Genomic DNA, 20,467 nt, shown 5'->3' with positions numbered 1-20,467 from the left:
GTCATGACCGAGCGCCGACTTGCGCCGCTGACCGCCCTGACCACGCTGACCCGCCGTCCCGCCCGACCCGGACCGGCGCAGCCACCGAGTGGCGCCACGGCGTCCGCGGTGCTCTCCGACGCCCCGGCCGTGCCGTCGCGGATCGTGGACAACGCCGTGTACTCCGAGGGGCGCCGCGTGGCGACGCCGGACTCTCCTGCCGACAGCCGGGAGGAGCTCCTCCACGGGGAGGGGCGCCTGGCCTGGCTCGGGCTCTACCGGCCGGGCCCGGGCGAGCTGGGGACCCTCGCGGAGCTGTTCGACCTGCCGGAGCTGGCCGTCGAGGACGCGATCAAGGCCCACCAGCGGCCGAAGTTCGAGCGGTACGGCAGCACGGTCTTCGTCGTCCTCAAGGCCGCGCGGTACCTGGACGCCGCCGAGGAGGTCGAGTTCGGGGAGCTGCACCTGTTCCTCGGGCAGGACTTCGCGATCACCGTGCGGCACAGCGAGTCGCCTGACCTGTCGCGGGTCCGGCGCCGGCTGGAGAGCGACCCGGAGCTGCTGGCCAAGGGCAGCGAGTCGGTGCTGTACGCGACCCTGGACGCCGTCGTCGACGGGTACCGCCCGGTGGTCGACGGGCTGGCCAACGACATCGACGAGATCGAGACGCAGGTGTTCGGCGGGGACCCCGGCGTCTCCCGGCGCATCTACGAGCTCTCCCAGGAGGTGCTGGAGTTCCAGCGGGCGGCCCAGCCGCTGAGCGGCATCATCGCCGCGCTCACCGCGGGGTTCGACAAGTACGGCGTCGACGAGGAGCTGCGCAGCTACCTGCGCGACGTCGCCGACCACGTCATCCAGGTCAACGAGCGCGTGGAGGGCTTCCGGCTGCAGCTGCGCGACATCCTCACCGTGAACGCGACCCTGGTGGCGCAGCGGCAGAACGACGAGATCCGCGAGCTCACCGAGGCCTCGATCGCGCAGGGCGAGGAGGTCAAGAAGATCTCGGCCTGGGCCGCCATCCTGTTCGCGCCCACGCTGGTCGGCACGGTCTACGGCATGAACTTCGACCACATGCCCGAACTCGACGAGGTGTGGGGCTACCCGTTCGCGCTGCTGCTCATGGTCGGCGTCAGCCTGACGCTCTACCTGGTCTTCAAGCGCCGCGACTGGATCTGAGGACCCCGATGCTCCGTCAGGTCACCAGGGTGCCGCTGCTGGCGGTCAGCTCCCCGTAGGCGGCCGACAGCTGCCGCGTCAGGGCGCCCGGCTCACCGGTGCCGATGCGCCGGCCGTCGACGGCGAGGACGGGCGTGAGCTCGCCCATCGTGCCGGTGACGAACACCTCGTCGGCCGCGTAGAGCTGGGTCGTCGAGAAGTCGCCGACCTCGGTGGGGACGGCAGCCCCGGCGGCCAGCCGCAGCACGGTGGCGCGGGTGATGCCCTCGGGGCACGCGCCGGTCGTCGGGGTGCGGAGGACACCGTCGGCCGCGAAGAAGACGTGCGTCGCGTTGGTCTCGGCGACGAAGCCCCGGGCGTCCAGCATCAGCGCGTCGTCGGCGCCGGCGACGTTGGCCTCGATCTTGGCGAGGATCGAGGTGAGCAGGTTGTTGTGGTGGATCTTCGGGTCGAGCACGTCGGGGGTGGGCCGGCGGACGCTCGACGTGATCAGCGTGATCCCGCCGGTGTCGTAGACCGGCGGCTTGTGCTCGGCGAGCACGATGAGCGTCGGGCCGCTCCGGTTGAGCCGCGGGTCCATGCCGCTGGTCACCTTGACGCCGCGGGTCAGGGTGAGCCGGATGTGCACGCCGTCGGTCATGCCGTTGGCGGCCAGCGTGGCGCGGATCTGCTCGACGATCGCCGCGTCGTCCGGGATGTCGGTGAAGGCCAGCGCCTGCGCCGAGCGGCGGAGCCGGGCGAGGTGCTCCTCGAGCGCGAAGATGCGGCCGCGGTAGAGCCGCAACCCCTCCCACACCGCGTCCCCGCCCTGCACGACGGAGTCGAACGGGCTGACGCCGGCCTCGTCGCGGTGGGCCAGCCGGCCGTTCACGTTGACCACCAGGTCGCGGTTGCGCTCGTCGAACTGCTGCAGCACGGGGTCAGCTCCTCAGCCGGTTCTCGGCCAGCTCGTCGTAGTAGGGGAGGCACTCGGCGGCGAGACCGGCCAGCGACCCGGGCAGCTGGACGGGGGAGTCGCGGTACGGGCCGAAGCCGGTGGACGCCTCGACGCTCGCGTACCAGTGCGGCGCCCACACCCCGTCGCTGTCCCGCGGGCCGGGCGGCCAGGAGAGCATCCGCTCGTCGAACGGGACCTCCAGCGCCGAGCAGAGGGCGGTGAGCACGCCGCGCGGGTCGCGCAGCAGGTCGTCGGAGTCCACGACCGGTCCGCCGAAGCGCCGGTGCAGCGCGACCTGCTGGGCGAGGCCGAGGTCGGCCAGCGTGGGGCGCTCGCGCACCCGGGCGTAGGAGGCCAGCAGCCGGCGCGCGTCGCGGATCAGGAAGGCGTGCCGCAGCCCGGCGAAGGCGTCGAGGTCGACCTCGGGGAGCACGTGGTGGGTCATGTGTTTCTGGTAGGAGATCGTGGCGTCGTCGGGCAGGTCGCCCTCGGTCAGCGTGCGGACGACGGTGCGCCAGTCGGTCGGCTGGCTGGCGACCACCTCGTCGCGGCCCGGGTGGTCCAGGCCGGTCGCAGCGAGGTAGTAGGCGTACAGCGGCTCGTCGACGACGACGGTGTCGGGACGGTTCTCCCAGGCGCGCATCGTCGCCGTCGACAGGGTGCGGGGCCCCGACCACATCGCGATGCGCACCGGCGTCGTCGTCCGGCCGGCCCCTGTCATGCCCGCATCGTGCCGGACCCCGAGCCCGGGGGCACCCGGCGCGGCCGGCGTCCCGCCGGGAACATCCGGCTGGACAGGGCCGTTACCATGACTGCACAACTACACAGGGGGTGAATGGTCTCGACTTCGGTCGGGTGTCCAGGGGAAGCGAGCCGAGGAAGCCGACGATGAGCTCGTTAACCATGCGTCGGAAAAAACACAAGCGCCGACTCTGATCGCGCTGAGCACTACGCCCTCGCTGCCTGACAGCGGGTCGTAGTCTCTGTCAGCCCGGGTTCGTCATCGGCCCGGATCCTGGCATCAGCTAGATGACTCACCGTGCGTGCCGGTCGCGGGTGCGCGCGGGACATCTCACAGCGACTGGGCCCGTCACACCGACTTGTCCGTGTGATCGGTGGGGCCGAGAGAGGCATAGCGGACTGCGCTCGGAGAAGCCCTGGTCATGCGTCGAAGGACGCGGGTTCGATTCCCGCCACCTCCACCACACCACCACCCCTGTTGCACCACGGAGGGCCCGGTCAGCTGACCGGGCCCTCCGCGCGTCCGGGTGCGGTCGCGCCGGTCAAGAACTCCGTGACCAGTTGCTCCACGGCGACGGGGTTCTCGAGCATCGGCCAGTGCCCGCTGTCGTCCAGCACGACGACCTGCGCCCGTGGGAAGGTCTCCCGCTGCCGTTCGGCCCAGCGGACAGGTGTGTACGGGTCCCGGGCACCCCAGAGGACCAGGACCGGGCGGTCGAACCCCCGCAGCCTCCGGTGGAGGTCCTCGGACACCGCAGCGAGGTCGGTCGCGCGGTAGAGCCGGAGCACGGCCCGGCAGGCAGCCCTGTCCCGGGAGGCGCGGTAGATGCGCTCTACCGCGTCCAGCGGCATCCCGCGCGGATTGCCCCGGCGGAGGAGTGCCTTGATGGCGGGGAGGGTGGTCGTGGCCATGAAGGCTTCGCCGAGCCCGGTCGTGCGCCAGATCCGCGCCAACGAGTGCCACGAGTAGTCGCGCATCACGCCGATGTCCACCAGTGTCAGGCTGGCGCACTGCTCCTGGTGGTCGGCCGCCCAGGTCAGGCCCCAGGGGCCACCGAAGTCGTGGAGGACCAGGTGCACCCGGCGGATGCCGAGCTCGTCGAGGAACACCTGCAGGTGCCGGGCGTAGCCGTCCACGGTGTAGACGAACCGGTCCGGCTTGTCGGACTCGCCGAAACCCGGCATGTCCGGAGCCACCCCCCGTGCGAAGGCGCCGGTGCGGGACACCAGCCGGCGCCAGTCCTCGGCGGGGCCGGGGTTGCCGTGGAGGAACACCACGGCCTCGTCGGCATCGGCCTGGCCGGCGTGCAGGAACGACGTGCGGACGCCGGCGACGGCGATCTCGGAGCGCCCGACCTCGGCCAACCGCGTCAGCGTCGTCACGGGAGCGTCCTCGCTCAGTGCCGGGCGTGAGCCGACGTGGGCCCGGTCGCGGCGGATGTGGACTCGGCCGCCCGCCGAGGAGGCGGGATGACCGCGCGGTGGTCGTGGTCCGGAGGGGCGCCGGCGCGGGCCGCTGCGGCTAGGACTCGCGGGCTGAAGACGGCGGTCGGTGCCGCCAGCATGCCCAGCAGTCGGACGTAGACATCGGCCACCGCCGGGTCGTGGGTCGCGGCGGCCACCACGCGGTCCAGGTAGCGGTGCTGCGCGCGCATCGCGGCGCCGGCGTGGGCGCCGGTGGTCGTCGGGAACCGCAGGTCCTCCCCGGTGGAGAGCATCCAGGGAGCCGCCATCGCGCGCGCCAGCGCCCGTTGCGTTGCGGCCGCGAGGCCGGCTCGGTCGTCGGCGCGGTGATCTCGCCGGTGCTGCCGCAGGCGGCTGCCGAGGGTGTCGGCGGCGACCGCGGCCACGCTCATCCCCTGCCCGTAGATCGGGTTGAACGCGCAGGCGGCGTCTCCGAGGACGATCAGTCCTTCCGGCCAGCGGGCCATCTTCTCGAAGCGCAGCAGCCGGTTGGTGGTGCCGCGGTGGGCCCGGATCGGCGACACCGGCTCTGCGTCGGCGACGGCATCCGCGATCACCGGGTGGCGCAGGCTGCGGGCGAACGCCCTCCAGCCGTCCTCGTCCGTCGGCGGGTGCTGGCCGGCCGCGCCCATCAGGCAGACCATCCACTGCCCGTCCTCGATCGGGAACAGGTAGCCCGTGCGTGGGATCGACGGCGGCTTGGAGGAGAGCATCACCGCCTTCCAATCAGCGCTGAAGCCGTCCGGCATCCGGAAGACCCGGGTGGCGTAGGCGATCTTCGGGTCCACCTCGGTCACCGGTGGAGAGGGATGACCCAGCTCCCGCAACCAGGCCACGGCTCGAGAGCCCCGCCCGGCGGCATCGACCACCACGTCGGCCGGGAGTTCGAACGGGGATCCGGCCCCGCTCACCGGACGCACCCTGACGCCGGTGACACCGCTGCCGTCCCGAGCGGGACGCACACCGGTGACCTCGTGGCCGTCCAGGACGTCGACCCCGGGCAGCTGCCTGACCCGGCGGCGCACCGTCGTCTCGAACACCGGACGGCTGGCCGAGACCACCTCCCAGCCGGGCGCCCCCCGGTCCAGCCACCCCGCCGGCGTCAGGATCAGGATGTCGCTGGGGACGCGCATCTGCACGGCGCCGGCCGCCTGCAGCTCGGTGACGTATCCCGGGAGCAGGCCGTCGATGAGCCGCAGGCCCCGAGCGAGCATGACGTGGAACTGGTGATCCTGCGGCACGCCGCGCCGGTGCTGGGTCCCGTCGGGCAGAGTGTCCCGGTCCACCACGACGACGTCCTCGAAATGGTCGGCGAGCACACGCGCGGCCAGCAGCCCCGCCATGCTGCCGCCGACCACCACCGCACGGCCCGTTGCCTGCTCCTGACCACCCGGAACAGCCATGGTGCCCTCCTCCGGTGCGAAGCCGGTCCCGAGGCGGCAGCCTGGCACGGGCCCGGAGGCGGTGACAGGCCTCCTACCACGCACCACCGCCCGTCCGCGTGGTCCTCACCGTCACGGAGAGGCGCGGAGACGCTCGGTGAGACGGCGGCTCCGGGGCGGCGCAACGACCACTCGGGTGCAGCCGGCCGCACGTAGCCGGATCGAGGGGCCTGCGTGACGATCGAGCCCATGCACGCCGGATCGGTCGCGAGGTCTCATCCGGCGGTGACGCGGCCACGGGTCCGAGGCGCCTGATCAGAAGCCACCCACACCGCCACCGCCGAGGACGGCTCCCGGTACGTCTCCGAACGGGGCGCCGGTGCGCTTCCCGCACCGCCGGCAGATCTTGTCGTCCGGTCCCGACGGCCGCTCGCTGCCCGGGTGTCGCTGGACGTAGGAGTGGAAACCGAACCGACACCGCAGTGGCTTCCGAGTCATGGGCGAATGCTAGGAGCCGCCGGTCCCGCCAGGGAGGGTCGTACGGCCCGGCGAACCGGGCCTGCGCCGAGGACGTCGGGCCGGTTGGATCCGTCGCCCGGGTAGGGGCCGGCGGTCTCGTCGGGGATCTCGCCGGACGCCGTGGTCGCCGACGCCGACGATCCGGCAGCGCCGGACGAGCCGCCGGAACCGGTACCGCAGGCGGCCAGGCCGACCCGCGGGCTGAGCAGCGTGACATGGCTGCTCCTCGGTCGGGGTGGTCGGGATCGCGGACCACGCTCGGGCGCCGGCCCGCCCACCGGCTGCAGATCTGCTGTGTGAGTGACGTCGCAGGTCGCGGACGGGAAAGCCTCTGATCCGCTCCGTAGACTCGGCCCCGCAACCATCCGGAGCGGCTGAGAGACCTGGCTCGTCGACGTCGCAGCAACCCCCCGCATCGGCGGGCGCGGGTGCTACTGCCAGGACCGATGGAGGAACACCATGCGGTACGAGCTGCTCTCGTGGGCCCGCCGGCACGTCGACCTGTGCCGCACCGGCACAGCCATGTGCCGCTGAGGCCTCCCGCCTCCTAGCGACGCCCGCCCTGCTCGACGGCGGGCGTGCAGCCCCAGCCGCCACGCACCGCGGGCCGCCACGCCGTCGCCGGCGTCGCCGCCCGCCCGTGCCTGCTCAATCCCCGAGGACCGCATCCCGTGATCGAACTGAAGGACGTCCGCAAGGTCTTCCCCGCCCGCGGGCGGGCCGGCGAGGTCGTCGCCGTCGACGGCGTCAGCCTGTCCGTGGCCCGGGGCGAGTTCGCCGGCGTCGTCGGCCCCAGCGGCTCGGGCAAGAGCACGCTGGTGCGCCTGGTCAACCTGCTGGAGCGGCCCACGTCGGGCTCGGTGACCGTCGACGGGCAGGTGCTCACCGAGCTGCCCGACGAGCAGGTCCGGCAGGCGCGGCGCTCCATCGGGATGGTCTTCCAGCACTTCGAGCTGCTCGACTCGCGCACCGCGGCGGGCAACGTGGAGCACCCGCTGGAGCTCTCGGGCGTGGGCCGGACGGAGCGCAGACGGCGGGCCGGCGAGCTGCTGGACCTCGTGGGGCTCGGCGACCGCGCCGACGCCCGCCCCGCCCAGCTCTCCGGCGGCCAGAAGCAGCGCGTGGCGATCGCCCGCGCGCTGGCCGTCCGCCCGAACGTGCTGCTCTGCGACGAGGCCACGTCCGCGCTGGACCAGGCCAGCACCACCGGTGTCCTGGAGCTGCTGCGCCGGGTGCGGGACGAGCTCGGCCTCACGGTCCTCCTGATCACGCACGAGATGTCCGTCGTCAAGGCCGTGTGCGACAGCGCCGTGCTCCTGGACCGGGGGCGGGTGGTCGACGGCGGCCGGCTGGCCGACGTCCTCACCCGGCCGGGCTCCCCGCTGGGTGATGCCCTGCTCCCGGCACCGGTCGCGGACGCCGGTGCCGGGCACGACGGCGCCCTGCTGCGGGTGACCGTCACCGACCGGACCCCGGAGACCGTCGTCCTCCGGACGTTGATCGGGGAGCTCGGCCTGGCCGTCGAGATCGCCGGCGGATCGGTGGAGACCGTCGCCGGTGGCCGCTACGGCCGGCTGCTCCTGCGGGTCAGCGGGGGGATGGCGGGCCTCGACGACGCCGTGCACCGGCTGCGGGCCGGCGGCGTCCTCGTCGAGCGCGTGGCCGCGACCGCCGAGGTGGCCCGGTGAGCGACTGGAACCGCATCTGGCCGCAGCTGCTGGACGCCACCTGGGAGACCCTCTACATGGTCGGCGTCGCGGCGCTGGTCACCGTGCTGCTCGGCGTCCCGCTGGGCGTGCTGCTCACCGTCACCGCGCCGGGCGGGCTGGCCCCGCGGCCGTTGCTGCACCGGCTCGTCGGCCTGGTCGTGAACCTCGGCCGTGCGCTGCCGTTCATCATCCTGCTGGTCCTCGTCGCCCCGGTCACCCGCGGCATCGTCGGGACGACGATCGGCTCCACCGCGGCGATCGTGCCGCTGACCATCGGCGCCGTCCCGTTCCTCGCCCGGCTGGTGGAGACCAGCCTGCGCGAGGTCGCGGAAGGCAAGGTCGAGGCGGCGCTGTCCATGGGTGCCCGCCGGCGCGACGTCGTCCGCACCGTGCTGCTGCCGGAGGCCCGGCCGTCGCTGGTCGCCGGCGTGACGATCACCGTCGTCGCGCTGATCAGCTACTCGGCCATGGCCGGTGCGGTCGGTGGTGGCGGGCTGGGCGACTTCGCCATCCGCTTCGGCTACCAGCAGTTCCGCACCGACATCACCCTCGCGACCGTCGTCCTCCTGCTGGTCATCGTCCAGGCCCTCCAGTGGGCCGGCGACCGCTGGGCGCGCTCGCTCGCGCACGCCTGACCCGACCTCCACGGCGGCCACCCGGCCGCCGTCGCACCCCACTCCCGAGGAGAACCACCACCATGCGCACCCGCTTTCCCGCCCTGCTCGCCGCCTCGGCGATGACGGCCCTGCTCGCCGCCTGCGGCGGCGACGCCGAGCTCTCCGCGGCCGACGAGCCGCTGCGGGTCGGCGCTTCCCCGGTCCCGCACGCGGAGATCCTGCGCTACATCGACGAGAACCTCGCCGAGGACGCCGGCCTGGACCTGGAGATCGTCGAGTTCACCGACTACGTGCAGCCCAACGTCGCCCTGGACGACGGCTCCCTGGACGCCAACTACTTCCAGACCATCCCGTACCTGGAGGAGCAGGAGGCCAGTGCCGGCTACGACTTCCAGGCGCTGGAGCCGGTGCACATCGAGCCGCTCGGCATCTACTCGAGCACGCTGACCGACCTCGCCGACCTGCCCGACGGCGCGACCGTGGCGATCCCGAACGACCCGACCAACGCCGCGCGGGCGCTGCGGCTCCTCGAGGCCAACGGCCTGATCGCCCTCGCCGACACCGGCGACGCCGCGCCGACCTCGCTGGACATCGAGGGCAACCCGAAGAGCCTCGAGATCTCCGAGGTCGAGGCCGCGCAGGTGCCCCGGTCGCTGGCCGACGTGGACATCGCGGTCATCAACGGCAACTACGCCATCGAGGCCGACCTGGTCCCGGCCGAGGACGCACTGGCGCTGGAGGAGGGCGAGGGCAACCCCAACGCCAACCTCCTGGTGGTGCGCACCGGCGACGAGGGCGACGAGCGCATCCAGGAGCTGGAGGAGCTGCTGCACTCGGAGGACGTGCGGCAGTTCATCGAGCAGAACTACGAGGGCGCCGTCCTCGCCGCGTTCTGACCGGGGCATCCTGACCGCCGGGGCGGGGCGCCCGCTCGGACGCCCCGCCTCGCGCACCGCCCCGGGGCGCATCTGTACGCTCGTTCCTATGAGATCTCCGCCGGCTGGACGAGCCCGCCCCGTGGGCGCCGGTCCGGCGCCGGTCCGCCGTCCGCGCCGGCACGACCCCGGCCGGCGCGACCGCCTGGTCGACACGACCCTCGACGTCATCGCCGCACGGGGCGTCACGGCGGCCACGCACCGGGCGATCGCGCGCGCCGCCGACGTGCCGCTCGGGTCGCTGACTTACCACTTCGGCTCGCTCACCGAGCTGCTCGCCGCTGCCTTCACGCGGCACGTCGACGACGTCGCCGCCCGGTTCGACGCCCGGATGGCGGCCGCCCCCGACCGCGCGGCGGCGCTAGACGCGCTGGTCGAGCACCTCACCGGCGACCTGCTCGGCTCGCAGCGGGACCTGGTGCTCGCCGTCGAGCTCTACGTCGCCGCGGCCCGCGACGCCGACCTGCGCGCGGTGACCCAGGACTTGATGTCCCGGAGCCGCCGCAGCCTGGAGCGCCACCTCGACCCGGTGACCGCCCGGGAGGTCGACGCCCTCGTCGAGGGGCTGGTCCTGCACAGCGCCCTCTCCACCGACCCGATGGACGCCGCGCAGATCCGCGCCGCGCTGTTCCGGTTCGCCGGCTGAGCCCAGGAGCCCCGACCCCGCCATGTCCTCCGCCTCCGCGACCGTCGAGCCCGCGCGACTGCGCCGCGTCCGCATCGCCGTCGCCGCCTGCTTCTTCCTCAACGCCGTCTTCTACGCCGGGCTCGTGCCACGGCTGCCGGCGGTCAAGGCCGAGCTCGAGCTGAGCAGCACCGCACTGGGGGCCGCGCTGGCGGCGGTGCCGCTGGGCGCACTGCTGGCCGGGCTGTCCTCGGCCGCGCTCAACCGCCGGTTCGGCTCCGGCCGGGTCGCCTCCTACGGGCTTGCGCTGCTGGGCGTGGTCGTGTGGACGGTCTCGGTCGCGCCGAACTGGCCGGCCCTGGCCGCCGCCTTCCTGGTGGTCGGCGCTCTGGACGCGGTCGTGGACGTCGCGCAGAACGCGCACGGCCTCCGGGTCCAGCGGCTCTACGGCCGCTCGATCATCAACTCGCTGCACGGCGTCTGGAGCATCGGCGCGGTCACCGGCGGGCTGCTCGGCGCCGCGGCGGCCGGGCTCGACATCCCCTTGACCGTGCACCTCGGCGTCTCCGCCGTGGTCTTCGGCGCGGCCGCCCTGGTCGTCTCCCGCGGTGTCCTCCCCGGCACGGACGAGCCCGAGCCGGTCGCCGAGCAGGTGCCGCTGGCGCGCCCCAGGCGTCGGGCCGCGGTCCCGGCGCTGGCGGTGCTCGGCCTGCTCGCCGCCTGCGGCGCGCTGATCGAGGACGTCGGTGCGTCGTGGAGTGCCCTCTACCTGCGCACCGAGCTCGACGCCGGCGCCGCGACGGCCGGCCTGGGCTTCGTCGCCCTCATGGCGGCGATGACCGTGGGTCGGCTGACCGGCGACCGCGTCGTCGACCGGTTCGGGGAGCGCCGGGTCGCGCGGGCCGGGGGAGCGATGGCCGCGGTGGGTCTCGGGCTGGCGCTGGCCGTCCCCTCGGTGGCCACCACGCTGGTCGGCTTCGCGCTGGCCGGCCTGGGCGTCGCCACGCTCATCCCCGCCGTCTACCACGCCGCGGACGAGCTCCCCGGCCTCCCGCACGGCCAGGGCCTGATGGTGATCAACTGGCTGCTGCGGATCGGGTTCCTGCTCTCCCCGCCGCTGATCGGGATCCTGGCCGATGCGTTCAGCCTGCGGGTCGCGCTGATCGGCGTCGTCCTCGCCGGGATCGGCGCGCTGGCGCTCGGGCGCACGCTGCCGGGGCGGCCCGCGGCCGCCCGCCCCGCCCCGACCGGGTGAGCGGCCGTGCCGTGCGCGCCCCGCGCTCGTTGAGCCGGTCGTGACCATCGCGGGTGACGACGTGCGCCGTCGGCTCACCGACATGGCCGAGTGGGCGCCCAGCGGCCGCCTCGCCGTCCCGGTCATCGTCGGACTGGTCGTCGGCGCCAACCTGATCGGCGTCGGCACCGTGGTCCTGCTGCTCCTCGGGGTGGAGGGCAGCCGGGGGAGCGGTGGTCGCGCCGAGGTGCTCTGGGCGGCCGCGGGCTACCTCGCCGTCGCCCTGCCGCTGGCGGTGGTCGCCGGGCTGCGGCGGCAGCGCGCCACCAACCGCTGGCTCGTGGCCGGCCGCGAGCCCTCGGGTGAGGAGGCGCGGCAGGCGCTGCGGCTCCCGCTGGACACCGCCCTCGTCGCCGCCGTCGTCTGGCTGCTGGGCGCGGTGCTCATGGGGGCGGTCGCGGCGGTCACCTTCCCCGACGCCCGGGTCGGCGCCCGGATCGCCGTCGCCGTCGTGCTCGGTGGCGTGGTCACCGCCGGCGTCACCTACCTGCTGGTCGCCCGGGCCGCCCGCGCCGTCACCGCCCGCGCGCTGGCCGCCCACCCGCCCGACGGGGCGCTGACCCTCGGGGTGCGCATCCGGTTGCTGCTGACCTGGGGGCTCACCAGCGGGGTGCCGATGATCGGCGTCGTCCTGCTGTACCTGGACCCGAGCAACCCCGAGGGGCCCGGTCGCGCCGCCGTCGTCTTCCTCGTCGTGGTCGCGCTGCTGGTCGGCGCGCTGGCCACCGTGCTCACCGCTCGCGCCGTGGGCCGGCCGCTGCGCGACCTGCGGCGCGCGGTGCAGCGGGTGGGGGCGGGGGACTACGACGTCGACGTCGTGGTGGACGACGCCGGGGAGATCGGCCTGCTGCAGGAGGGGGTCAACTCCATGGCCGCCGGCCTGGCGGAGCGGGAACGTTTGCGCGACCTGTTCGGCCGGCACGTCGGGACGACGGTGGCCCAGCGGGCGCTGGCGACCGGGGTCTCGCTGGGCGGGGAGGAGCGCACCGTCGCGGCGCTGTTCGTGGACGTCGCCGGCTCCACCGCGCTGGTGCGCCGCACGGGCCCCGAGGAGATGGTCGGCCTGCTCAACCGCTTCTTCGGGATCGTCGTGGAGACGATCGAGGGCGAGGGCGGCCTGGTGAACAAGTTCGAGGGCGACGCCGCGCTCTGCGTGTTCGGCGCCCCGGCCGACCACCCCGACCCGGCGGGTGCCGCGCTGCGGGCGGCCCGGCGCATCTGCGACGCCGTCGCCGCCGCCGGGGAGGTCGACGTCGGGGTGGGCGTGGCGTGCGGCCGGGTGTGGGCCGGGCAGGTGGGGGCGGCCAGCCGGCTGGAGTACACCGTGATCGGCGACCCGGTGAACGAGGCGGCGCGGCTCACCGACCTGGCCAAGGACCACCCGGGCCGCGCGATCGCCAGCGAACCGACCGTGCTGGCAGCGGCACCGGAGGAGCGGGGGCACTGGCACCCGGCGGGCGAGGTGGAGCTCCGCGGCCGCGACGAGCCGACCCGCACGTGGGTGCGGGTCCTATAGATCGCCCCCCGACTGCAGGGTCGCGCAGGCGCGACGGACGCGCTCGTCGCAGCAGGGGAACGGCACCTGGCGGCGGTGTCGTCCGGAGGACGACAGAACTACTGCGTGGGCGGCTGCATCGTCTTCCCGGGCTCGTGCGCCTTGACGACGACGAGCACGTCCTCGGGCTGCAGGGTGCCGATCAGCGGGTCGTCGAAGCGCAGCGTGCGCCCGCCCCGGGTCACCGAGAGCACGATGTCGCGCAGCTGCCGCGGCCCGAGCCCCACCTCGTCCCTGGTCGCGGTCCGCTGGTGCAGGTCGAGGCCCTGGCCACCGGTCACGAGGTCCTCGACGACGGCGACCACGCGGGGGCTGTCGGTGGAGAGGCCGAGCAGGCGGCCGGACGTCGCCGAGGTGGTGATGACGGTGTCCGCGCCGGACTGCCGCAGGAGGTTGGCGTTCTCCTCCTCGCGGACGCTCGTGGTGATCGGCACGCTCGGGTTGAGCTGACGCACGGTGAGGGTGATGAGCACCGAGGAGTCGTCCCGGTTGGCCGCCACGATGACCGACCGGGCGCGCTCCACGGCGGCCCGCCGCAGCACCTCGGTGCGGCCGGCGTCGCCGACGATGCCGGTGAGGCCCAGAGCGTTGGCCTCGTCGATCGCCCGTGGGTCCGGATCGACGACGACGATCTTCTCCAGCGGGGTGCCGCTGGCCTGCAGGGAGCGGATGGCGCTGCGGCCCTTGGTGCCGTAGCCGCACACGATGACGTGCTGGCGCACGCGGGACCTCCAGCGGTGGATGCGGAACTCCTCGCGCGAGCGCGCGGTGAGCGCCTCGAGGGTCGTTCCGATGAGGACGATCAGGAACATGATCCGCAGCGGCGTGATCAGCAGGACGTTGGTCAGCCGCGCGCCCGGGGTGACCGGTGTGATGTCGCCGTAGCCGGTGGTGGAGAGGCTGACCGTCGCGTAGTAGGCGGCGTCGAGGAACGAGATCTCGTCGCCACGGCTGTCGGCGTAGCCGTCGCGGTCCAGGTAGACCACGACCACGACGACGAAGAGGACGACCGCCGCGATGACGACGCGACGCAACACCTGGCGGACCGGCGACTGCTCGGTGTGCGCGATCCGCACACCGGTGTGCTCGGTCTCCAGCCCGTTCCGCTGTTCCTCCACGCCGCGGACGATAGTGAGCGCAGAGCGCGGCCGCGTGCCGCCGCACCCGAACGGGGTGCGGCGGCACGCACCGGCTCAGCCCCCGACGGCCTCGCGCTCGCGGGCGGCGAGCTCCCGCTTGAGCACCTTGCCGGCCGCCGAGACGGGGATCGCATCGATGAACCGCACGTCGCGCAGCCGCTTGTACGGGGTCACCTTGTCGTTGACCGCGGCCATGACCGACTCTGCGGTCAGTGCCGCGCCGGTGGCGTCGTCCTTGCGGACGACGTAGGCCACCGGCAGCTCCCCGGCCTCCTCGTCGGGCCGGCCGACGACCGCGGCGCCGGCGACGCCCGGGACGCCGAACAGGATCTCCTCGAGCTCGCGGGGGAACACGTTGTAGCCCTTGTAGAGCAGCATGTCCTTGGTGCGGTCGACGATCGAGAGGTAGCCGTCCTCGTCGAGGATGCCGACGTCGCCGGAGTGGAACCAGCCGTCGGCGTCGATCGACTCGGCCGTGGCCTCGGGGCGGTGCGCGTAGCCCCGCATGACCTGGGGCCCGCGGATGCAGACCTCGCCGCGCTCGCCGGCCGGCAGCGGGTCGCCGCCGCCGATCGGCCGGATGCTGATCTCGGTGTCGAAGATCGGCACGCCGACGGTGCCCGGCTTCCGGGTGCCCGAGCGGAAGGACGGGTTGCCGGTGGCCATCATCGTGACCTCGGTCAGCCCGTAGCCCTCGCCGATCGTGGCGTTCGGCATGAGCGCCTGCATCCGCTCGATCAACGTGACCGGCAGAGGTGCGGCGCCGCTGCTGATCCCGCGGACGTGGGAGAGGTCGGCCTCGGCGAACCCGGGCACCTGCAGCAGCGCCACGAAGACCGGCGGCGCCCCGCCGATGGAGGTGACCTCGTGCTTGATCATGTCCTCGACGTACTTCGCCGGGTCGAACCGCATGTGGATGACGGTCATCGTGCCGCCCATGACCATGCCGTTGAGGTAGCCGATCGCCCCCATGGCGTGGAACCAGGGCGTCAGGTTGATGATCCGGGCCTCGCCCAGGCGGGTGGGGCATTCGTCGGGGCCGAGCACCTGCTGCAGCGTCACGTCCCCCTCCTCGTCGAGGGCGGGGAGGCTCCCGGAGGTCCAGCAGCCCGACTGCAGGACGTTGGTGACGACCTGGCGGTGCGGCAGCTCCACGCCCTTGCTGACGCCGGTGGTGCCGCCGGTGTAGGCCAGGTGCGCGAGGTCGTGCTCGACGTCGACGCCGGCGTCGAGGTGCCGGTCGGTCGGGTCGCCGGCCAGCAGGTCGGCGAGGTCGACGTCGGTGGGCTCGAGGCCGTCGATGCGGGCGGCGAAGTCGAGGATGTGCGCCTCGCCGGTGACGACGACCGTCCCGACCCCGGTCTGCCCGATGGCGCCCCGGACGAAGGGCAGCACCTGGTCCCAGGTGACGACCACCGTCGCGCCGGCGTCGTCGAGCTGGGCGGCGAGGTCGGCGGCGGGCAGCAGCGGGTTGGTGGGGGAGAAGGTGGCTCCGGCCAGCAGGATCCCGTAGTAGAGCGGCGGGTACTGCCGGCAGTTGGGGATGTGGACGGCGACGACGTCGCCGCGCCCGATGCCGTGGTCGGCCAGCCAGCCCGCCACCGCGTGCGCGCGGGCCCCGAGCTCGGTGAACGTGAGCGGCACGTCGTGGTCGACGAACGCCGTCCGGTCGCCCCACCGTCGCACGGCGGCCCGGAGGACGGAGCCCACCGGGACGCTCGGGTAGTCCAGGGACCGGGGCAGCCCGGGCGGCCAGCTGGCCGCGGTGGGTGCCGGGGCGGACTGCACGGTGGTCATTCGTTTCCTCTCGTCGGGTGACCTGAGCCACAGGGTGGCCCAGCTCACAGGCTGTGTCGAGGATTCTGTGAGGATGTCGCCCATGAGCGACCAGCGGACCGCCCTCGTGCTCGGCGGGGGCGGCATCACCGGCATCGCCTGGGAGATCGGCGTGCTCGCCGGCCTGGCCGAGGCGGGTGTCGACCTCACCGGGGCCGACCTCGTCGTCGGCACGTCGGCCGGCTCGGTCGTCGGCGCGCAGCTCACCGGCGGCGCCCCGCTCGAGGCGATGTACGCCCGGCAGCTCGAGCCGCCGACGCAGGAGAAGGTCGCGCGGATGACCCGCGGGAACCTGATTCGGTACGGCTGGGCGATGGTGGCCAGCCGCGGCCGCGACGTGGAGTTCCGCCGGCGGATCGGCACCCTGGCGATCGCCGCGGAGAAGGCGGGGCTCACCCCGAGCGAGGAGGAGCGGATCGACGTCATCGGCTCCCGGCTGGTCTCCCGCGACTGGCCCGAGCGGGCGCTCGTCATCACCGCGGTGGACGCCGCCACGGGCGAGTTCCGCACCTTCGACCGCGAGTCCGGCGTCCCGCTGGTGCAGGCGGTGGCCGCGAGTTGCGCGGTGCCCGGGGTCTACCCGCCGGTCACCATCGACGGCCGCCGGTACGTCGACGGCGGGATGCGCTCGGCGGCCAACGCCGACCTCGCCCAGGGCTACGACCGGCTCGTCGTGCTCGCCCCCATCCCGCGCGGGGTCGGCCCGCTGGCCAGCGTCGACGCCCAGGTCACCGGCATGGTGTCGCGCGTCGCGGTCGTCTCGCCGGACCAGGCGGCCCGGGCGGCGATCGGCCGCAACGTCCTCGACCCCGCCGCGCGGGAGCCCGCGGCCCGGGCGGGGCGGGTCCAGGCGGCCGCGGTCGCGGCGCGGGTCGGCGAGGTCTGGGCCGGCTGAGCGGCGGCAGGTGAGGGTGACAGATTGGGCCAACTCCGGGGATGCGACCGCCGGAGGTGCCGCTAGGGCGTCCGTTGGGGGGAGCCTGCGGATCGCCCTAGCGGCCCGCTCTGAGGCGGCTGATCGAGTGGTCCGGCGGCCAGTGCCCAACTGGGGAAAAGGGGCCCGGGTGAGCGTCCGAGCATCAGCACGCCGGACGACGCAGACGGCCAGTCGTCGGTCTGAGCTCGTCTCGAGCGCGTGGATGGGGAAACGCCGATTGGATGCCAGGCCCCATGGCGCTCATCTCGGCGGGTTTCACGGTCCTTGTCATCCCGATGCTGGCGCGCACTCTCGGTCAGTCGTTGCCTAATGCGGCCTTGCGGGTGTCATCTGCTTGCCCGCGGGCTTCGGGATCCGTCGACTGGCTCGGTACTGGTTGAGCCGGCGCAAGCCCTGAGCTCGAGTGGTCTGCCCTAACTCCAGCCGTGTCGTCCCAGATCCAACTGCGGCAGAAGGCGCCGTGAATCAACACGAAGCTGGTCATGGGGAGAGGGTCCTCCCGCCAGCGTTGCGCCAACAAGGGCTGTCGGTGCGACCGGTGTCGCCACTCCTCTGAAGCCGCCTTCTGGGCGAGTCCGCGACGGACTGCTAGCCCGATGCCATCACCCTCATGGGCCGTACTCAGGGGCTGGCTGAGGGGCGGCACCTGGGTGCCACGCGTTGGTCACCGGGAGTTGCTGCTCACGACTGGCCCCGGGCACCTGGTGCCGCTGGGATGACCTCGCGGAGCCGACGGCGATGGTCGCCGTCCGAGCCCGCGGGAGCCCCCATGTCCCCAGCACGCCGCCTGCGTGCCGCGGTCGCCGCCGTCGCGGTCGCCGTCCCCCTGTCCCTCGCCGTCCCGGCGGCCGTCCCCGCGACCGCGGCGCCGCGGCCGCCGGTCCCCGAGCCGGCGACGGCGCTCGCCGAGGACCTGCTCGTCGTCGGCCACCGCGGCGCCTCCGGCTACCGGCCGGAGCACACGCTGGCCTCCTACGAGCTCGCCGCCCGGATGGGGGCCGACTACATCGAGCCCGACGTGGTGAGCACCCAGGACGGCGTCCTCGTCGCCCGGCACGAGAACGAGATCTCCGGGACCACCGACGTCGCCGACCGGCCGGAGTTCGCCTCCCGCCGCACCACCAAGGTCATCGACGGCGCCCCGCTGACCGGCTGGTTCACCGAGGACTTCACCCTCGCCGAGCTGCGCACCCTCCGCGCCGTCGCGGCTTCCCGAGGTGCGCGAGGAGAACACCCTCTACGACGGCCTCTACCAGGTGCCGACCCTCGACGAGGTGCTCGAGCTGCGGGCCCGGCTCTCCAAGGAGCTCCGCCGAGAGATCGGCGTCTACGTCGAGACCAAGCACCCCACCTACTTCGACGGCATCGGGCTCTCCCTCGAGGAGCCGCTGATGACCGACCTGCGCGAGGCGCGCGTGCACAAGCACACCTCGCCGGTGTTCATCCAGTCCTTCGAGACGGCGAACCTGCGCGAGCTGGAGGAGCAGGGGGTGCGCGTGCCGCTGGTCCAGCTGCTGTCGGCCTCGGGGCAGCCCTACGACTTCACGGCCGCCGGTGACCCGCGCACCTACGCCGACCTCACCACCGCCGAGGGGCTGCAGGAGATCGCCACCTACGCCGAGGGGGTCGGGCCGGAGAAGAACCAGGTCATCCCGCGCGAGGCCGACGGGACGCTCGGCACCCCGACCGCGCTCGTCGACGACGCGCACGAGGCCGGGCTGCTGGTGCACCCCTACACGTTCCGCAACGAGAACGTGTTCCTGCCGCCGGCGCTCCAGGACGGGGCCGCCCCCGACGACTACGGCCGCGCGCTGGCCGAGCACGTCGCCTTCTGGGAGGCCGGCATCGACGGGATGTTCACCGACAACCCGGACACCGGCGTGGTCTCCCGCGACCTGTTCGACACCGCCACCGGCTGACCAATTCCCCGTGATCATGGCGCCGTGACCACTCCCCGGGGTCCCGGGGCGGTCACGGCGCCATGATCGCCGGGAGAGGGGGGCGGGTTCAGACGACGGGCTCGGCGACCAGCGACCCGGCCGAGTGCTCCTGCCGCAGCGCCGTCTTGAGCACCTTCCCGCTCGGGTTGCGGGGGAGCGCGGCCACCACCGAGTACTCCCGCGGGTTCTTGTAGCGGGCGAGCCGCTCCCGGCAGAACGCCGCGAGCTCCTCCGACGTCGGGGGGTCGGCGGCGTCGCGGGGGGCGACCACGGCCAGCGGCGCCTCGCCGTAGCGGGTGTCCTGCACGCCGATCAACGCGACCTCGGCGACCTTCGGGTGGGCGGCCAGCACGTTCTCCACCTCGGCGCAGTAGATGTTCTCGCCGCCGGAGATGATCATGTCCTTCTTGCGGTCGACGACGTAGAAGTAGCCGTCCTCGTCCTGGCGCACGAGGTCCCCCGAGTGGAACCACCCGCCGGCGAAGGCCTCCGCGGTCGCCTCCGGCTTGCCCCAGTACTCCTTCATCACCATCGGGCTGCGGTAGACGATCTCGCCGACCTCACCCCGCGGCACGTCCTCCATCGCCTCGTCGACCACCCGCACCTCGACGTTCAGGATCGGCGTGCCGACCGAGCCGATCTTGCGCACGGAGTCCTCGCCGCGGAGCAGGCAGGTGACCGGGCTGCACTCGGTCTGCCCGAAGGCGGTGACCACCTCGGCCTGCGGGAAGGCGTCGATCAGCGCGCGCAGCAGGGTGGTGGAGGCCGGCGCCGCGCCCCAGGAGATTCGGCGCAGGGAGGAGAGGTCACGCGCGGCCAGGTCGGGCACCGCCAGGACGGCCGCCCACATGGCCGGCACCAGGAAGATGCTGGAGACCTCCTCCCGCTCCATCAGGTCGAGGGTCGCGGCCGGGTCGAACGCGCCGGACCGGAGGATCACGTGGACCCCGCCGAGCAGCAGCGGCGGCAGCCCGCCGGCCAGCCCGGCGATGTGGAACAGCGGCGCCCCGGGCACGGAGACGCGGTCGGCCGGGTCCCAGCCCAGCGTGGTGATCTGGCTGAACACGTGCATGGTCAGGTTCCGGTGGGTCAGCACCGCGCCCTTGGGCCGCCCGGTCGTGCCGGAGGTGTACATGATGAACGCGGCCTCGTCCTCGTCGACGACGACGTCGAGCCGCTCGCCGTCGGCCGTCGCGAGCGCGGCCGCGTAGTCCTCGCTGCCCGGCCCGGCGTCCCCGCCGCCGATCACCAGCGCCGTCGTGACCGCCCGTGCCTGCTCGCGCGCCTTGGCGGCGACCTCCGCCAGCGGGTTGTCCACGACCAGGGCGACGGCGCCGGAATCGGTGAGCACGTAGGCGACCTCGTCGGCCACCAGCCGGAAGTTGACCGGGACGACGACCGCGCCCAGTCGCACGCCGGCGAGGTAGGCCTCCCACGTCTCGGGGCCGTTGAGCGCGAGCACGGCCACCCGGTCGCCGGTGCGCACCCCGCGCGCGTGCAGCGCCCGGGCCAGCCGGTCGACCCGCTCGTCCAGCTCGGCGTAGGAGCGGCCCGACCCCTCGAAGCGCAGCGCCGGCGCGTCCGGGGTGGTCCGGGCGTGCCGGGCCAGCATGTCGCTCATCGTCATGCCGCGGCCCTGCAGGACGGGGATCTGGACGCTCACGGGCTTCTCCTCAGCCAGG

Annotated in this window: 17 protein-coding genes, 1 other RNA gene, 1 pseudogene and 1 riboswitch; of the genes and pseudogenes, 12 read left to right on the top strand and 7 right to left on the bottom strand. The window is 73.7% G+C overall.

What is annotated here, in order from left to right; translation table 11 throughout:
* The first annotated feature begins 3 nt into the window (after positions 1–3).
* Entirely contained in the window at positions 4–1,155 is a 1,152-nt protein-coding gene (locus ACI794_RS08015) for a magnesium and cobalt transport protein CorA (RefSeq protein WP_456580709.1), read from the top strand.
* Between the two features lie 16 nt (positions 1,156–1,171).
* Here the strand turns inward: ACI794_RS08015 and ACI794_RS08010 are convergent, their stop codons facing one another.
* Both ACI794_RS08010 and ACI794_RS08005 read right to left on the bottom strand, forming a co-directional pair.
* A complete protein-coding gene (locus ACI794_RS08010) occupies positions 1,172–2,071 on the bottom strand; it encodes an aminotransferase class IV (protein ID WP_456616080.1) in 900 nt (299 codons plus the stop codon).
* A gap of 4 nt (positions 2,072–2,075) precedes the next feature.
* A complete protein-coding gene (locus tag ACI794_RS08005; protein WP_456616079.1) occupies positions 2,076–2,813 on the bottom strand; it encodes a sulfotransferase-like domain-containing protein in 738 nt (245 codons plus the stop codon).
* A 106-nt stretch (positions 2,814–2,919) separates the two neighbouring features.
* Here ACI794_RS08005 and ssrA point away from each other — a divergent pair.
* Positions 2,920–3,297: a transfer-messenger RNA gene (gene ssrA, locus ACI794_RS08000) on the top strand.
* A gap of 34 nt (positions 3,298–3,331) precedes the next feature.
* Here ssrA and ACI794_RS07995 read toward each other — a convergent pair.
* Positions 3,332–4,216, bottom strand: a complete 885-nt coding sequence (locus tag ACI794_RS07995) for an alpha/beta fold hydrolase (protein WP_456616078.1) — start codon at positions 4,214–4,216, stop codon at positions 3,332–3,334.
* A gap of 14 nt (positions 4,217–4,230) precedes the next feature.
* Positions 4,231–5,700 carry an NAD(P)/FAD-dependent oxidoreductase gene (locus ACI794_RS07990; protein WP_456616077.1) on the bottom strand — a complete coding sequence of 490 codons (1,470 nt, stop codon included), beginning with the start codon at positions 5,698–5,700 and terminating at the stop codon, positions 4,231–4,233.
* An 856-nt stretch (positions 5,701–6,556) separates the two neighbouring features.
* A riboswitch (SAM riboswitch) is annotated at positions 6,557–6,651 on the top strand.
* Positions 6,652–6,657: 6 nt separating this feature from the next.
* Here ACI794_RS07990 and ACI794_RS07985 point away from each other — a divergent pair.
* The 7 genes from ACI794_RS07985 (at position 6,658) to ACI794_RS07955 (ending at position 12,894) form a co-directional block, all read left to right on the top strand.
* Positions 6,658–6,732 carry a putative leader peptide gene (locus tag ACI794_RS07985; protein ID WP_374201310.1) on the top strand — a complete coding sequence of 25 codons (75 nt, stop codon included), beginning with the start codon at positions 6,658–6,660 and terminating at the stop codon, positions 6,730–6,732.
* A gap of 137 nt (positions 6,733–6,869) precedes the next feature.
* Positions 6,870–7,886, top strand: coding sequence for a methionine ABC transporter ATP-binding protein (locus tag ACI794_RS07980; RefSeq protein ID WP_456616076.1), 1,017 nt, complete (start codon positions 6,870–6,872; stop codon positions 7,884–7,886).
* The gene (locus tag ACI794_RS07975; RefSeq protein ID WP_456583120.1) at positions 7,883–8,542 is read left to right on the top strand and encodes a methionine ABC transporter permease; all 660 of its coding nucleotides are present in this window, start codon (positions 7,883–7,885) and stop codon (positions 8,540–8,542) included. Before ACI794_RS07980 ends, ACI794_RS07975 begins: the two co-directional genes overlap by 4 nt.
* 62 nt (positions 8,543–8,604) lie before the next feature.
* Complete coding sequence (locus ACI794_RS07970; protein WP_456616075.1) at positions 8,605–9,420, top strand: MetQ/NlpA family ABC transporter substrate-binding protein; 816 nt, start codon at positions 8,605–8,607, stop codon at positions 9,418–9,420.
* Positions 9,421–9,541: 121 nt separating this feature from the next.
* Positions 9,542–10,105: a TetR/AcrR family transcriptional regulator gene (locus tag ACI794_RS07965; RefSeq protein ID WP_456601444.1), complete on the top strand. Its 564-nt coding sequence runs from the start codon at positions 9,542–9,544 to the stop codon at positions 10,103–10,105.
* A gap of 22 nt (positions 10,106–10,127) precedes the next feature.
* Positions 10,128–11,339 (top strand): MFS transporter, encoded by a 1,212-nt coding sequence (locus ACI794_RS07960; protein ID WP_456616074.1) that lies wholly within the window; start codon positions 10,128–10,130, stop codon positions 11,337–11,339.
* Positions 11,340–11,379: 40 nt separating this feature from the next.
* Complete coding sequence (locus tag ACI794_RS07955; protein ID WP_456601443.1) at positions 11,380–12,894, top strand: adenylate/guanylate cyclase domain-containing protein; 1,515 nt, start codon at positions 11,380–11,382, stop codon at positions 12,892–12,894.
* A gap of 98 nt (positions 12,895–12,992) precedes the next feature.
* Here ACI794_RS07955 and ACI794_RS07950 read toward each other — a convergent pair whose 3' ends face one another.
* Complete coding sequence (locus ACI794_RS07950) at positions 12,993–14,051, bottom strand: potassium channel family protein (protein ID WP_456601442.1); 1,059 nt, start codon at positions 14,049–14,051, stop codon at positions 12,993–12,995.
* Between the two features lie 75 nt (positions 14,052–14,126).
* Complete coding sequence (locus ACI794_RS07945) at positions 14,127–15,869, bottom strand: class I adenylate-forming enzyme family protein (protein ID WP_456616073.1); 1,743 nt, start codon at positions 15,867–15,869, stop codon at positions 14,127–14,129.
* 82 nt (positions 15,870–15,951) lie between these two features.
* Between ACI794_RS07945 and ACI794_RS07940 the strand changes: the two genes are divergently transcribed.
* The 3 genes and pseudogenes from ACI794_RS07940 to ACI794_RS07930 all read left to right on the top strand — a co-directional run bounded on the left by ACI794_RS07940 (position 15,952) and on the right by ACI794_RS07930 (position 18,764).
* On the top strand, positions 15,952–16,803 hold the full coding sequence (locus ACI794_RS07940; RefSeq protein WP_456601440.1) for a patatin-like phospholipase family protein: 852 nt from the start codon (positions 15,952–15,954) through the stop codon (positions 16,801–16,803).
* Positions 16,804–17,455: 652 nt separating this feature from the next.
* Positions 17,456–17,992, top strand: a pseudogene (locus ACI794_RS07935) (glycerophosphodiester phosphodiesterase family protein); the annotation flags it as partial.
* Positions 17,993–18,062: 70 nt separating this feature from the next.
* Positions 18,063–18,764 carry a glycerophosphodiester phosphodiesterase family protein gene (locus tag ACI794_RS07930; protein ID WP_456616072.1) on the top strand — a complete coding sequence of 234 codons (702 nt, stop codon included), beginning with the start codon at positions 18,063–18,065 and terminating at the stop codon, positions 18,762–18,764.
* A gap of 88 nt (positions 18,765–18,852) precedes the next feature.
* Here ACI794_RS07930 and ACI794_RS07925 read toward each other — a convergent pair whose 3' ends face one another.
* Positions 18,853–20,448 carry a long-chain-fatty-acid--CoA ligase gene (locus tag ACI794_RS07925; protein WP_456616071.1) on the bottom strand — a complete coding sequence of 532 codons (1,596 nt, stop codon included), beginning with the start codon at positions 20,446–20,448 and terminating at the stop codon, positions 18,853–18,855.
* Between the last annotated feature and the right edge of the window lie 19 nt (positions 20,449–20,467).

Source organism: Blastococcus sp. SYSU DS0541 (assembly GCF_054050875.1).
Note: the sequence above shows the minus strand (reverse complement) of the source record. Positions and strands in the feature narration are given on the sequence as shown.